Genomic DNA, 15,064 nt, shown 5'->3' on the forward strand with positions numbered 1-15,064 from the left:
AATGTTCATAAATATTCACCGAGGCTTAAAATCAAAACGAAGAATAAAAGTGATCAAAGAATTACTAAAATAAAAAGCACCCAAAATGTCTATTAACCCAATTAATATTCCACGCGAACATCATGTAGCCAAATTTTATCTGGTCTAGTCAACATATAAGCAACAACATCGGCTAAGTCAGAAGGATTAGTAAATTTTTTTGTAGAAAAATTTTCGCCAGTTTTTTCAAACATTTTAGTGTTTGTGCCACTTTGATAAACGCCAGCGACTCTAATATTACTGCCCTTTAAATCAGCTTTGAGTACTTCAGTAAATCCATGAACTCCATATTTACTAGCGGTATAAACAGATTGTCCTTTCTGCGCTACAACGCCTGATTGAGAAATTACATTAATAATTACAGCTTCATCTCTGACGCGCAGTGTGGGAAGTAGTAAACGCGTAGTGTGAATGAGCGCTGACAAGTTGGTTTCAATTACATCATCAACTATCTCTTTTGAAATTTTATCGATTGGCATAATTTTTTGCCAAATGCCAGCATTGTTAATGAGAATATCAACGGTTCCAAAATCAGAGACGATGTTTTTTATTGTTGTTTCTAATTTGTCAGTTTGGCGAATATCGCAAGTATAAATTTTAACATCAATTGCTCCTAATTTTTTTGCTTCTTTACAAACTCTATTAAGCTTTTTTTCGTCCCTTGCAATAAGAGCCAATTTGCTATTTTCCTTTGCAAGTCTAAGGGCAATTTATTTTCCAATTCCATCACTTGCGCCAGTGATAACAATAATTTTATTTTTTAGTTTCATATCCTAAATATTAAAATATTTAAATATAATGCCTGTATTTTTCTCTTTCTGTCATTCCTCTGATGTCCATCTTCACGTGTTTGGGGGTCGTACTCCCAAACATTAAATTTAACTTAAAATTAATTTTCCTTTTTCCACTTGAACTTCAATTGTCTGATTTTTTTTAAATTTATCCTCCAACATTTTTTGAGCGATTGGGTTGATAATTAAACCCTGAATTGTTTTGCGAATTGATCTTGCGCCTTGTTCTGGAGCAAAACTTTTTTTGGCGATAAATTGAACAGCTTCGTTTGTTAATTCAAGACTTAAATTTTTTAACGCTAAATTATTATTTAATTCTTCTATTTGCAAAAGAACTATTTTTTCTAATCCTTTAAGATTTAATGGTTGAAAAACCAAAATTTTATCCAATCGATTTAAAAATTCAGGACGAAAACGAGAAGGTAAATCTTTTAAAATTTCTTTTTTTATTTCTTTATAATTTTCTTTTAAGGTCTTATCTTTTTTTTCATCTTTAACATCAAATCCTATTTGAGCGCTTTGATTAAATTTTTCCACACCAATATTAGAGGTCATAACAATAATTGTATTTTTAAAATTAATTTTTCGTCCAATCGCGTCAGTTAAATGGCCATCTTCCAAAACCTGAAGCAATAAATTTAAAACATCAGGATGCGCTTTTTCAATTTCATCAAAAAGAATTAATGAATAAGGTCTTGTTTTAACGGTGTCAGTTAATTTTCCGCTTTCTTTATAGCCAACATAACCAGCTGGAGCGCCAATCAATTTAGAAATATTAAAACTTTCGCTAAATTCAGACATATCAATTCTAATAAAAGCGCTTTCATCAACAAAAATTATTTTGGCTAAAATTTTGGCTAATTCTGTTTTTCCAACACCGCTAGGACCCAAAAAAAGGAAAGAGCTTAATGGTCTATTTGCTGACATTAATCCCAAACGAGAACAACGAATACATTCACTAACTTCTTTAATTGCTTGATCTTGATTGATAATTTTTTCTTTTAAAGTTTCTTCCAAATTTATTAATTGTTTTTTTTCATCAGAAATTAATTTTTGAATTGGAACTTTAGTGATTTTAGAAATTGTTTCTCTTATTTCTTTTTCGGTTATTTTCCCTAAAATTTCCTTTTTTTCTTCTTTTGTTTTTTGATAAAGTTCATTTATTTTATCCAAAAGTTTATTGGTTTGTTCTTTTAAAATAATCGCTTTTTCAAAATCTTCTTTTAAAATAGCATCTTTTTTTTCTTCTTCTATAATTTCTAATTCATTTTCTAATTTTCTAATTTCTTTAAAGAAATTGTCTTTGGTTTTAATAACCTTAATTCTAGAAGCTGTTTCATCGATTAAATCAATGGCTTTGTCTGGTAAAAATTTAGAAGGAATAAATTGTTTGCTTAAAACACAGGCAGCGGTTAATGCTTCATCCGTGATAAATATTTGATGAAAAGTTTCATAATTATTTTTTAATCCCTTTAAAATTTGAAAAGTTGTTTCTATGTTTGGTTCATTAACTAAAATAGGCTGGAATCTTCTTTCTAGCGCTGTTTCTTCTTCAATATATTTTTTATATTCACTCAAAGTAGTTGCTCCAATTAAGTGAATTTCGCCATGAGCCAAGGCAGGTTTTAAAATATTTGCTGCATCTAAAGATCCAGGAACATTGCCAGCTCCCACAAGTGTATGAATTTCATCAATAAATAAAATAATATTTGAATTTCTTTTAACCTCTTCAATAATTTGTTTAAAACGAATTTCAAATTCTCCCCTAAATGATGCGCCAGCAACCACAGTGCTTAAATCTAAAGTAAAAATTTTTTTATTAATTAAAATATCTGGCACTTGCCCCAATAAAATTCTTTTTGCTAAGCCTTCAACTATCGCTGTTTTTCCTACTCCTGGCTCGCCAATTAAAATAGGATTATTTTTTGTTCGGCGGGAAAGAATATCAATCATACGATTAATTTCTTCTTCTCTACCAATTACAGGGTCAATTGATTTTTGAATTTTAGAATCAGTTAAATCAGTGCAGAAAAAATTTAAAGCGGAATCCTTTTTAATTTTAGGAAAATCTTTTATTTTTTGATATTCAAAAGGACTAATTAATTCAGAAAATTTAGAAGTGGCTTTTAAAATATCTTTTAATTGTTTATTAAAAGATTTAATATCTATTTTTTTCTCTTTCCATAATTTTTTAAAAAAAGGAGATTCTGTTTGAACAAGAGCAAGCAATAAATGTTCTGTTCCAATATATTTATGTTGATTTTGGGCAGCAATTAAGACAGTTTTAACGAGAATTTTTTGAGATAAAATAGAAAGTTGAATAATTTTGTTTCTTTGGATTATCGTTTTTTTAGAGTTTTGAGAATAAAAAATTTGATCAGCAGGGAAAAATAAAGTTTTAATTTTTTCTGTTTCTATCCCTACTTTCTCTAAAATTTCTTTGCCCAAACTCCCCTTAACTAAAGAAATGCTATAAAATAAATGTTCGGGGGTTATTTCAGGAGAATTTAAAATAAAAGCTAAGTCTTGAGCTTCAGAAAATACCCTATTTAGGTATTCGGTAAATTTTTGCGCAATGCTATTGTTGTTTGTTTTTGTGATGTTCATATAAAAAATAATTTTTAATTTAAAATTGTTTTGTAGTTTTGCTTATATTTTAATAGGCCCAAAAAAAATGTCAATGGCTGTTAATATTAAGTCCATTTAGAAATATTCTATCTAATAAAAATTATTTTTTATCTAAACTGTTTGCCATATTCTAATTTTTTTTGTTTAACTTTTTTAAACTCATCTTGAAAAGTTTTTTGCTCTGCTGTGCGAAACGCGACAATTAAAATTCGCAGTCCGGATTTTCGTCAAAAAAGGTTCGGATTTTGTCCAAAAGTTGCAATCTGAAAATTGGCGGAGAGAGTGGGATTTGAACCCACGGTCCGATGAATATCGGACAACGGTGTTCGAGACCGTCGCCTTCAACCACTCAGCCATCTCTCCTAAAAAGTTAAAAGTTAAAAATTTCTCATTTTTAAACTTTTCTAAAAATAAATATCTCTCTTAAAACTCTTTGATCTAATCTTGAATAAATAATGGAATTTCGAGGAGTGATTTTAATAATGGATTTTTTAAATAATTCTGCTGGTAGTTCTAAATCAATTTTCCAACCTATTTTTTTAATTTGTTCTAAAATTGGTAAAAACAATAATTCATTTTTAAAATATACAAAAACAGGGAATATTATTACAATTACCCCCTCTTTTTTTAAAATTTTTTTAAATTCCTCAAAACTTTTTAAATATAATTCTGATAGTTCTTGAATTGTTTTTTGTATATTTCTATTATTTTTCATTGGTCCTAAATAAGGTTCAGAAATTATCGCGTCAATAGAATTAAGTTGTATTTTTTTAGACAAATTCATTGCATTACATTGGGAAATTTCAACTTTACATTTTGCACTTTTAATTTTAAACTTTTCAAAGAGCCATTCTAAATTTTTAGTAGTTATTTTAACTGAATTCAAATCAAGATCACTCCCAATTATATTTTTATATTTCATTAAAATTGCTTCTTGTAAAACTGTTCCAGATCCACAAAAAGGATCTAAAACAACCCAATCTTTTTTTATTTGTCCTAAATTAATCATTATTTGAGCCAATTTCGGGGGAATCATTCCTTTTTGAATTTCGCGAAAAGGCCGATTAAAATCTCTTTGACTATATTTTTCAAATTCTTGAACAATTAAAGTTTTACCTAAATAAATTTTGTTTTTTTCTATTAAAATTAAAATTTCAGCTCCTTGGTCTATTAATTTATTTTTTTCAACAACTACACTGGAAAGATTTTTTTCTTGAGAAATTACCCAACGAGCTTTAAGCCCTTGTTCTTGTAGTTTTCTTTTAATTTTTATGGCCAACATTTTAATGTCAGCTTTTATGTTAAAGGGAATGGCCGTGCCTAGATTATAAAGGCTTAATCCAAAATAAACTTTTTTATTTTTTTGAATATTTAATAATTCTAAAATTTCATTTATATCTATTTTGTCAAAATTTTCATAATCTTTTTTTATTTCTCCTATTTTAATTGTTCCGCCTAAACGAGAAAAAAAATTATCTAATGGAAACAAGTTAGCCACATTTAATAAAAGTACTTCTTCAGAAAAAGAAATTATTTGAACATCAATTTTAAATAATAAAAAAACATTTAATATTTCTATTATTGATAAAGTTGGATTATGTCCTAATATAAAACAATATTGCATATATAAAAATAAAAGCTTAAAAACTAATAATGCATTTTATTATAGCATATTTTGGAAATTTGCGTATTTTTTTAATTTATGTTAAATTATCAACAATAATTCTATATTTAATTTTATTTATTTTTTTATGCAACTTTACGATTTACTTTATATTATTTCAAATCAATTTACTGATTTAGAAATTTCTTCAGTTAAAGAACAAATTGAATTTCTTCTTCAAAAGAACGATGGCAATATTATCAAAACAATAGAAATTGGGAGAAGAAAATTAAGTTATCCTATCAAACAAGCTCGTTATGGGATTTATTTTAGAGTTTTTTTTAATTTAGAACCAATTAATTCTAAAAAACTTAATAAAGATTTGAGATTAAATTCAAATATTATTAGATATCAAATTATTAAAACTAAACCGTCTCTTATAGAGAAATCTTTAACTAAAATACCTTCAGAAGTAAAAATATCTAAAGAAGAAGAGAAAGAAGAAGAAGAAGATAAAAAAATAGCTATAATTAAAAAACCAAAAATTTCTTTTGATGAATTAGATGAAGAAAAATTGGATAAAATTTTAAGTCATGAATAATTTAATTAATTAATATTCATTTTAACAATGAATTAAAGGAGAAAATATGAATTTTAATAAAGCTATAATTATTGGAAGAATAACTCGAAATCCTGAAGCTAGAACAACTCCAAGTGGCCAAACAGTTACTTCTTTTGGAATAGCGACTAATCGTTTTTGGACTGGCGGAGATGGGCAAAAACAAGAAAAAGTTGAATTTCATAATATTGTTGCTTGGGGAAAATTGGCTGAAATATGTAATCAATATCTTAATAAAGGACAATTAGTATTAATAGAGGGACGAATAGAAACAAAGACATGGGAAGGACAAGATGGTGTTAAAAAAACACGAACTGAAATTATTGCCGAAAATATGCAAATGGGTCCTCGTGTTCAAAATGCTCCTTCGACAGAATCCGCTCAAGAAAATAATTCACAAGTTAAATTTTCTCAATCTCAATCTTCTGAAGAGGAAATTGATATAAAAGAAATACCGTTTTAGAAATTATAAATTATAAATTATAAATTTTAAATTAATTTTTTTATGCCTAATACAACAACAAGTACTGTAAAAAAATATTGTTTTTTTTGTTTTAACAAAATTAATTATATTGATTATTTAGACATTCAAACCTTACAAAGGTTTATTTCTTCTTATGCTAAAATTGTTTCTCGAAGAAGAAGTGGTGTTTGCGTTAAACATCAAAGAATATTAGCTGAAGCAATAAAAAGAGCGAGAATTATGGCTCTTTTACCATTTGTTAAAAAGTAATAAAATGGCTTTTTAGAAATTAGCTTTCTAGCTTCTTAAAAAATTTAAAAAGCTAACACATAATTTATGTTATCAATATCTGATTTAAAAATTGGAACAATTATTGAAATAGAAAATGAACCTTATGTTATTCAATCTACGCAACATGTAAAAATGGGGCGTGGGGGCGCGCTTTTAAGAACTAAAATTAAAAATTTAATTAATAGTAATGTTTTAGAAAAAACATTTAAGAGTTATGAAAAAATAAAAGAAGCTTCTTTGGAAAAAAGTAGGGCTAATTTTTTATATAAAGATGAAAATAATATTTATTTAATGGACAATGAAACTTATGAACAATTTTCTTTTCCAATTAATCAAGCGAATGAGAAAATAAATTTTCTTAAAGAAGAACAAGAAGTAGAGGTATTAAATTTTAATAATCAACCTGTTAATATAAAATTACCGCCAAAAGTTGTTTTAGAAGTAATAGAAGCTCCTCTTGGAGTAAAAGGGAATTCTGCTCAAGGCGCTTCCAAGGTTATTGTTTGTGAAACTGGATTGAAAATTAATGCTCCTTTATTTATTAATCAAGGCGATAAAATTTTAATTAATACTGAGACAGGGGAATATGTAGAGCGAGCTTAAGAAATTATAAATTATAAATAAATGTTTAAACTTTTATCTAATTTTATATTTATTGTCCCAAGAATTTTTGCTGTAAAGCTTATTCGTTTTTATCAAATTTTTTTTTCTTTGGATCATAGTTGGTTAAAGTTTTTAAAACCTTATGGACAATGTCGGTTTAAGCCTACTTGTTCTGAATATGCTTGTTTGGCAATAGAAAAATATGGCGTAATTATGGGTGGTTTAAAGGCTATGTGGCGTTTATTAAGATGCAATCCTGTTAATAAGGGAGGATATGATCCTCTTAAATAATTTATTAAAGTAAATAAAAATATCCGGTTTTGCCGGTTATTTTTATTTAGATTTTATGATTAAACAATTTTTAAAATTTTCTATAGTTGGGATAATTAATACTGGATTAGACCTTGTTTTTTTCAATTTTTTGATTTTGGCAACAGGAATTTATAAGGGTGGTTGGTTGGGAGTATTAAATTTTATTGCATTTTCTTTAGCAACCGTAAATAGTTATTTTTTAAATAAATTTTGGGTTTTTAAAAAAAAGGAGCTTAGCTCCTTTTCTAATTTTTTTCTTATTAGTCTTATTAGTTGTGTTATTAACACTAGCATTGTTTATAGTGTTGCTACTTTTGTTTCTCCATTTTTTGGTGTCTCTCAATTGCTTTGGATAAATATTGCCAAACTTTTGGCTATTTTTATTTCTCTTTTTTGTAACTTTTTTGGTTATAAATTTTGGGTTTTTAAGAAATAAAAAAACATTTTTATTAAATTTTTTTAAAAGGAGCTTAGTTTTTTTTATTTTTTAAGCTAAATAGCTAATTTTAGCCATTGTCAAGCCCTAAAAAAACTAAACCTATTTTTGCTTTCAGTTAAGGAAAAATTTATAAATAAAATTTTTAAAGAAAAGCAATAAATTACGGGTTTAATCCGTGTTGCACGTTAGTTTAAAAATAATTCTTTTATTTTAAGTCTAAAAATAGTAAGAAAAAAATTGATGATTTCCTTGTGAGATAATTTTGATTTTCCCTTTTGACGATCTAAAAAAATAATGGGAATTTCTTTAATTTTAAAGTTTTTTCTCTCGCAAAAATAAATCGTTTCTTCTAAAAAAGAATAGCCGTTGCTTTTTATTTTTTCTAAATTTATTGTTTCTAAAACCTCTCTCCTATAACATCTAAACCCGCTGGTTAAATCGTGGGTTTTTAATTTTAAAATCCATTGGGAACACCAATTAGCCCCAAAACTCATTAAATGTCGTGAAATTCCCCAGCCAATAATTTTGCCACCAGCTATTTTTCTTGAACCGACAATAACATCAAACCCTTTATTTATTTGATCTAAAAAATTTGGAATTTCTTTTGGATTATGAGAAAGATCCGCGTCCATTTGAAAAATTAAATCAGCTTTTTTATCTAAAGCAAATTTAAAACCGGCAATATAAGCACTTCCCAATCCTAATTTTTTTTCTCGGCGAATAAGATAAAGCGACGGATATTTTAATTTTAATTTTTCTACTTCATTTCCAGTTTTATCTGGCGAATTATCATCAACAATCAAAACCTGAAGTTTTTCTATTTTTAGAGAAAAAATTTTTTCTATTAATTCCTGAACATTTTCTTTTTCGTTATAAGTCGGAATGATAATAAAAATATTTTTTTCCATAAATTTTTAAAAAAATAAAATAAACAAAATTTGTCAGACTTGTTGAAGACAGTCTTCAACAAGTCAATAAAATTATCCTGCCCAATAATTATTAACAAATAGCGTAATATTCATCGCCAAAAAAAGAATGGAAATTAATATCCATGCTTGTTGTAAATATTGGTTTTTTATTGAAGCTCCTAAAATATAAATTGGAAATAAAACTAAAATAAATCGTTCAATACTCATAAATGTTCCTGTGCTTAATGCAACCGCTAGTGTTGTTAACGCATAAAGACCGTAAGAAATGCGTAATTTTTTAAAAATAAAATAAATACTTATTAAAATAAAAATTACAAAAGAAATATCTAAACAAAAATTTACAATTGCCGGATTGCTAAAAAATAGGAAATGCTCTTTATTTAATTCAAAGGATCTACCCCACCAACTTGATACTTTAAAAAATAAAAAGAAATCGCCAAATTTAAAATAATGATAAAGAAAAAAACTTAAAGCGCCAATGGGAATAAAAAAAATTGACAAAATTTTTAAATTTAAAGAACGAATTAAATTAAAATTATAATTTTTTAAATATTCCCACATAAGAGGGACAAATAAAAATATTCCCGTTGGCCGAGTTAAAGAGGCAAAAAATCCAAATATTCCCGCTAAGATAAATTGTTTTTTTAACGCGTAATAAAAAGAAGCCAAAGAAAGAAAAAGGAATAACGATTCAGCATAAATTGCATTTAAGAAAAAAGCATTCGGGAAAATAATCAATAAAAAAATAAGCAAATAAGGATCAATTTCTGGATGAAATTTTTTAATTAATTTAAAAAAATATAAAAGAGATAAAAAAAGAAAAATAATACTTAAAATCCAACCCGCCAAAATAAAATTTTTATTTATTAAAAAAGAGGTTGCTTTAATAAGAGTAGGATATAAAGGAAAAAAGGCGATATTAGATGATTTTTCAATGCCATTAAAAGAATATCCATTTTGAGCAATATCTAAATACCAAAATGAATCTCATCTATTATGAAGAGAAACTAAATCCCATTTTTGTTCTTGATAAAATTCATTGGGATTAATCCAATTATAAGCCGTATCGCTTTTTAAATTAAATCTATTTAACGTGAAAAGCGCAAAAATATTTACAATTAAAATCCACATTAAAAAAATTACAAATATTCGTTTCATAAAATAAAATCCAAATAATTATTTATTTATTATTTTAAACTCGGCATTTTTGTATGTTTTTTTCCAAATTTTTGGTTCCTTTGAAATTTTTTCTTCAAATTTAAATTCAAATCCAAATAAATATTAAGAATAACAGAATCCTTGAAATGACTAGCACTCTAACAAAATAATTTTCATTTTATCTTAATGTTTTTTTCTTCTATTAATCTTATTTTTAATTTAATTAAATTTATCAAAAACTTAATGGAATCTTTTATTAAATTTACCTTGCTTTTTCTCTGATTGTATCTATTTTCATTCCAGTTAACTGGGATTTCTTCTATTTTATAACCAAAATATTTAGCAAAAACAAACAGTTCTGTGTCAAAAAACCATTCATTATTTTTAATGTGAGGCGCAATTTTTTTAAAAATATCGGTTCTAATCGCTTTAAATCCACATTGCAAATCAGAAAAATTATGGTTTAAAATTATTCTTGATAAAAAATTATATACTTGCGAACTCAATTCTCTAATAAAAGATCTTTTAATTTTAGAATCTGGCAATAGTCTGGAACCAATTGTTAAATCATAATTTTCTTTAGTAATTGGATTAATTAAATCAGGAATATTTTTTAAAGAAACAGCTAAATCAATATCCATATAAACAATAATATCAGCATTACTTTTTTGCCAATAAAATTTTAATGCGCATCCTTTTCCTGCTTGTTTAATATTTTCTATTTTTATTTTTTTATACTTATCAGATAACTCTTTGCATATTTTTTCAGAATTATCTTGCGAGCCATTATTTATTATTACTATTTGCCATATAAAATCAAAATTTTGATTATTGCAATAATCAAATAATTTCAAAACATTACTTTTTAAAATTTTTTCTTCATTGTGAACTGGCAAACAAAATTCTATAAACATAATTATTTTTTAGCAATGCCATAAATAGTTAAGCCAAAAGGAATACGCGGTATATTAAAATAAATTAATTTATTTTCTGAATTTAAAATTAAAAATTAATTAAAAATTGTTTTGAAATTTTATTTTTTAACATAAATATTACTTATTTCATCGTTGTAAACTTTTTCCCATTCATTGGAATTATTTAAATAATCTTTTACTTGATTTTTATTTGCATTTTTGTTAATTTCTTCCTCGTTAAAATCCAAAAAATATTTTTCAAACCAATTTAAATGATATTTTTTTTCTTTAATGTCTAATAAAACTAATTGAATATTGTATTTATCTAATTTGTTTTTTGTTTTTTCTTTATTAAAAAAATCATAATATTCTTCTAAAAAAGTATGTTTAGCAAATTTATATTGTGGTAAACGGCCATCAATAAAAAGTTTTCTTTCTGGCAAAGTCCAAATTAAATAACCGCCCCAGCCATAAGGATTAAATAATTTTAAATTATCATATTGCGGATTATTTTTTAAAAAAATTATTGCTTTCTGAGGATAATCGTTATTAAAAGATAAAAATGGATCAGATGTAAAATTTACTTTAATAAATTGGCTGATAATAATGAGTAAAAAAGCAATAATTAAATATGTTTTACTTAAAAGTAAGTGGTGTGGCAGTTTTTTAAATATTTTTTTTAGATTAAATAAATTGGTAAAAAAAATTATAACCATTGGAAAAGAAACAATAAACAATAATGGGAAATGTCTTTTTGATTTAAGCGCTAAAATGATAAAAAATAAAGAAAGCAATGTTTGCCATAAATCTATTTTCTTTTCTTTTTTTATCGCGTCAATTATTAATAATAAAATTACTGTCGCGACAAAAGCGGTATATAATAATTGCCAATAAATAATTGGCAAAGAATAAAATGGGAGCCATTCTTGAATGTGGGTCATATAAAAACTGTTACTATAACCACCCAAAAAATTGTAAAGTTTTAATCCGTATGGCGTGAAAAATGTTGTCAAAATGCCAAGAATAGTAAAAGAAAAAAATGTGTAAATATTTTTTAAATTAAGTTTATTCTTTAAATCAATAAATTGAGCAATTTTATATTTAGCGATTATTATTTCAATTATTTTAACTGCTAACCAAAAAAACATTATAAAAATACCAATGAGAAATCCAGCGTGAAAACAAGCCCAAAGATAAAAAAGAGGCAAGAGCCAAAATAATATTTTATAATTTTTATTTTTTTCATAATTATAAATAATTATTAGTAATAGTAGTAAATTTAATAAAGTAATTTCCTGTATTCTTATTCCTAAATGTGGAGCCATTGCTTTTAATCCTAAATATTGAAAAATCAAAATAAAAAGCAAAGCATTTTTTTCTTTGAGAAAATATTTTTGAGTAAATAAATTTAAAATAATTAATACCGTAAGCGCAATTAAAACAAAGAATATATTAATACTAAAATAGCCAAAATTGTCATATATCCAAAATGTAATCACATTCATTAGCCATTCGTGATCAACCCATTGTTTGCCTTCCAAAGTCCAATTATAATGATCAAAAGTTGGTATGGCTTTTTCATTGATAATTTGTTCACCCACTTTTAAATGCCAGCCTAAGTCCGGATCTAAATATTTATAAGAATTAGACAATAGAAAACAAAAAACAAAAATATAAAATAATGCCCAAATAATTTTTGTAAAATTAATTTTTTTCATATAATTATTGTAGCATTAATTTAGGTTTTGGTAAAAATTCTAAAATATGTTAAAATGCTTTAATGAAAAACAAAAAGGATAAACAAAAAAATAAAAAATTCAAATTTCATTTTGAAATTAATTCAGAAACAAGAAAGGGTATAGAAGCTGTTTTGCTAATTGCTTTTGCCTTAATTTGTTTTTTGAGTTTAATTGAAGCGACTGGCAATTTTGGAAAATTTTTAGATCATTTTTTACAATTATTTTTTGGCTGGGGGCGATGGACACTTCCATTTATTTTAATTATTTTTTCTTATTTATTATTAAGCGCTAAATATGTTTTTAATAGAACAAATTATTTAGGGCTTTTTTTATTTATTTTAAGTCTTGTTGGATTACTTCAATTTTTTACTCCTTTGCCAGTCAATTTTCAAACAGGTTTTTCTCAGATTAATAATGGCGGATATTTGGGATTTTTAATTAATTATCCATTAAATAAATTAATGGGCATATGGGGAACACAAATAATTTTAAGCGCTAGTTTAATTATTGGCCTTTTGTTAATGTTTAATACTTCTTTGCTGGCTTGGTATAATTTTTTTATTAAACTTTATGAAAAAATAAAAAACATAAAATTTAAACAAAAACAAAAAGATCAAGATAAAAAAAATCAATATTTAAAAGCGGAAACAAAAGATTTTTTACCTTTACAAAATACTTCGATGGCCATCGGAGTTGAACCTCAGGAAAAAGAGCAAGTTAATTTATTTCAAGAGTTAAGCCCATTAATTAAAAAAACAAAACCTATTCATCAAATCAATTTACCCATAGATTTATTGGAAAAAAATTATCAAAAACCTACAAGTGGAAATACTCAAAATAATCAAATAATTATTCAAAGAACCTTGGCAAATTTTGGTATTCCAGTGGAAATGAAAGAAATAAAAGTAGGCCCAACAATAACCCAATATTCTTTAAAACCCAGCGATGGAATAAAGCTTTCCAAAATTACTGCTTTACATAATGATTTATCTTTGACTTTGGCAGCTCATCCAATTAGAATTGAAGCTCCAATTCCAGGAGAATCTTTAGTAGGCATTGAGGTTCCAAATAAATCAACTGCTATTGTGGGTTTGAGAGAAATTTTAGAAGCTGAAGAATTTAAAACTAGTGATTCTCGTTTAACATTTGCTTTAGGAAAAGATGTGGCTGGAAAAGTATGGACTGCTGATTTAATTAAAATGCCTCACCTTTTAATTGCTGGAGCAACAGGCGCTGGAAAAACCGTTGGGCTTAATAGTTTTATTGTTAGTTTATTATACAAAAATCAGTCTGATCAATTAAAATTTATTTTTATTGATCCAAAAAAAGTGGAATTAATCATGTATGAAGGTATTCCGCATTTATTGACTCCAGTTATTATTGATATTCAAAAAGCAATTAATGCTTTAAAATGGGCAGTCAGCGAAATGGATCGTCGTTTTTATTTACTTTCTGGAGCTAGACAACAAAACATTAAAGAATATAATCAGCAAGCGGAAAACAAATTACCATATATTATTATTGTGATTGACGAAATGGCTGATTTAATGATGCAAGCCGCTTCAGATGCTGAGGCTTTAATTATTCGATTGGCACAAATGGCTCGAGCCGTTGGTATTCATTTAATTTTAGCGACGCAACGGCCATCAGTAAATATTATTACTGGATTAATTAAAGCCAATATTACTACGCGAATTGCTTTTAATGTCGCTTCTTCAATTGATTCTCGAACTATTTTAGATGCTAGTGGAGCGGAAAAATTATTGGGTCGAGGAGATATGTTATATCTTTCTCCAGAATTTTCCAAACCAAAACGTATACAATGCGCTTTTGTTTCTAATTCAGAGATAAAAAAAGTGGTAGATTTTATTAAAGAAACGCAAGAGCCAGACTCAATAGAAGAAACTATTGAGACATCAAAAGTTTCTAATGTTGAAAATTTTTCAATGGATTCTGATATTAATAATAGTGATGATGAATTATTTGCTCAAGCCAAAGAAGTAATTTTGAAATATAAAAAAGCTTCAGCGTCATTATTGCAAAGACGATTACGCATTGGTTATGCGCGCGCCGCGCGATTGTTAGATTTATTGGAAGATCAAGGGATTATTGGTCCAGTTGATGGTGCTAAACCGAGAGAAATATACATTGATTCCAAGGAAGAAGTTATAAATAATTTTTAATTTTTTTAAACTCTAAAAAAGTAATATAAAAACATATAGGGATTTAACTTTTGTAATATATTTTTATGTTATCTAAAACACCACAATTTGATAAAGCTCTAGATGAGATTTTGGAAAAGCTAAAACCTCATCAAAAAACCTGCCAGCAATGTCAAAGTGTTTTTGATATTTTTTCAGAAGATATTGAATTTTATAAAATGCTACGCGTACCAGAACCAAAATTATGTCCAGAATGTCGGAAACAAAGAAGATTTGGATTTTATAATAATATTTTGAAATTTTATAAAAAAGAAGATTTTGAAACTAAAGAAAAAATTATTTCAACTTTTCCTTCAGAATCTCCTTACAAAATT

At 26.2% G+C, this 15,064-nt stretch carries 14 protein-coding genes, 1 tRNA gene and 1 pseudogene; 8 read left to right on the top strand and 8 right to left on the bottom strand.

Translation table 11 applies throughout. The features are described from left to right. Window positions 1-101 precede the first annotated feature (101 nt). From CVV26_02615 to CVV26_02630, 4 genes and pseudogenes are all read right to left on the bottom strand, one after another. Window positions 102-809: pseudogene (locus tag CVV26_02615) on the bottom strand (NAD(P)-dependent oxidoreductase). A gap of 108 nt (window positions 810-917) precedes the next feature. Then, on the bottom strand, window positions 918-3,437 hold the full coding sequence (locus tag CVV26_02620) for an ATP-dependent Clp protease ATP-binding subunit ClpC (protein ID PKL72181.1): 2,520 nt from the start codon (window positions 3,435-3,437) through the stop codon (window positions 918-920). Between the two features lie 292 nt (window positions 3,438-3,729). Continuing rightward, a tRNA-Ser gene (locus CVV26_02625) sits at window positions 3,730-3,821 on the bottom strand. Window positions 3,822-3,852: 31 nt separating this feature from the next. After that, window positions 3,853-5,082, bottom strand: a complete 1,230-nt coding sequence (locus tag CVV26_02630; GenBank protein ID PKL72182.1) for a hypothetical protein — start codon at window positions 5,080-5,082, stop codon at window positions 3,853-3,855. 127 nt (window positions 5,083-5,209) lie between these two features. Between CVV26_02630 and rpsF the strand changes: the two genes are divergently transcribed. The 6 genes from rpsF to CVV26_02660 all read left to right on the top strand — a co-directional run bounded on the left by rpsF (window position 5,210) and on the right by CVV26_02660 (window position 7,785). Further along, a complete protein-coding gene (gene rpsF, locus CVV26_02635; protein PKL72183.1) occupies window positions 5,210-5,662 on the top strand; it encodes a 30S ribosomal protein S6 in 453 nt (150 codons plus the stop codon). Between the two features lie 46 nt (window positions 5,663-5,708). Beyond that, window positions 5,709-6,143: a single-stranded DNA-binding protein gene (locus CVV26_02640; GenBank protein ID PKL72184.1), complete on the top strand. Its 435-nt coding sequence runs from the start codon at window positions 5,709-5,711 to the stop codon at window positions 6,141-6,143. A 42-nt stretch (window positions 6,144-6,185) separates the two neighbouring features. Further along, complete coding sequence (gene rpsR / locus CVV26_02645; protein PKL72185.1) at window positions 6,186-6,413, top strand: 30S ribosomal protein S18; 228 nt, start codon at window positions 6,186-6,188, stop codon at window positions 6,411-6,413. A gap of 66 nt (window positions 6,414-6,479) precedes the next feature. Next, on the top strand, window positions 6,480-7,037 hold the full coding sequence (gene efp / locus CVV26_02650; protein PKL72186.1) for an elongation factor P: 558 nt from the start codon (window positions 6,480-6,482) through the stop codon (window positions 7,035-7,037). A gap of 21 nt (window positions 7,038-7,058) precedes the next feature. After that, the gene (yidD, locus tag CVV26_02655; GenBank protein PKL72187.1) at window positions 7,059-7,328 is read left to right on the top strand and encodes a membrane protein insertion efficiency factor YidD; all 270 of its coding nucleotides are present in this window, start codon (window positions 7,059-7,061) and stop codon (window positions 7,326-7,328) included. 55 nt (window positions 7,329-7,383) lie between these two features. After that, window positions 7,384-7,785 (top strand): hypothetical protein, encoded by a 402-nt coding sequence (locus CVV26_02660; GenBank protein ID PKL72188.1) that lies wholly within the window; start codon window positions 7,384-7,386, stop codon window positions 7,783-7,785. Window positions 7,786-7,973: 188 nt separating this feature from the next. Here CVV26_02660 and CVV26_02665 read toward each other — a convergent pair whose 3' ends face one another. The 4 genes from CVV26_02665 to CVV26_02680 all read right to left on the bottom strand — a co-directional run bounded on the left by CVV26_02665 (window position 7,974) and on the right by CVV26_02680 (window position 12,507). Beyond that, on the bottom strand, window positions 7,974-8,696 hold the full coding sequence (locus tag CVV26_02665) for a dolichyl-phosphate beta-D-mannosyltransferase (protein ID PKL72189.1): 723 nt from the start codon (window positions 8,694-8,696) through the stop codon (window positions 7,974-7,976). Between the two features lie 72 nt (window positions 8,697-8,768). Next, window positions 8,769-9,566 carry a hypothetical protein gene (locus CVV26_02670; GenBank protein PKL72190.1) on the bottom strand — a complete coding sequence of 266 codons (798 nt, stop codon included), beginning with the start codon at window positions 9,564-9,566 and terminating at the stop codon, window positions 8,769-8,771. A 482-nt stretch (window positions 9,567-10,048) separates the two neighbouring features. Continuing rightward, a complete protein-coding gene (locus tag CVV26_02675; protein PKL72191.1) occupies window positions 10,049-10,789 on the bottom strand; it encodes a hypothetical protein in 741 nt (246 codons plus the stop codon). A 119-nt stretch (window positions 10,790-10,908) separates the two neighbouring features. Next, on the bottom strand, window positions 10,909-12,507 hold the full coding sequence (locus tag CVV26_02680; GenBank protein ID PKL72192.1) for a hypothetical protein: 1,599 nt from the start codon (window positions 12,505-12,507) through the stop codon (window positions 10,909-10,911). A 62-nt stretch (window positions 12,508-12,569) separates the two neighbouring features. Between CVV26_02680 and CVV26_02685 the strand changes: the two genes are divergently transcribed. Beyond that, the gene (locus CVV26_02685) at window positions 12,570-14,711 is read left to right on the top strand and encodes a cell division protein FtsK (GenBank protein PKL72193.1); all 2,142 of its coding nucleotides are present in this window, start codon (window positions 12,570-12,572) and stop codon (window positions 14,709-14,711) included. 65 nt (window positions 14,712-14,776) lie between these two features. After that, window positions 14,777-15,064 (top strand): hypothetical protein (locus CVV26_02690; GenBank protein PKL72194.1); only part of this gene is annotated, 288 nt, incomplete at its 3' end.

It is taken from the genome of Candidatus Kuenenbacteria bacterium HGW-Kuenenbacteria-1, from assembly GCA_002839745.1.
Classification (GTDB): Bacteria; Patescibacteriota; Patescibacteriia; order UBA2591; family PGYQ01; genus PGYQ01.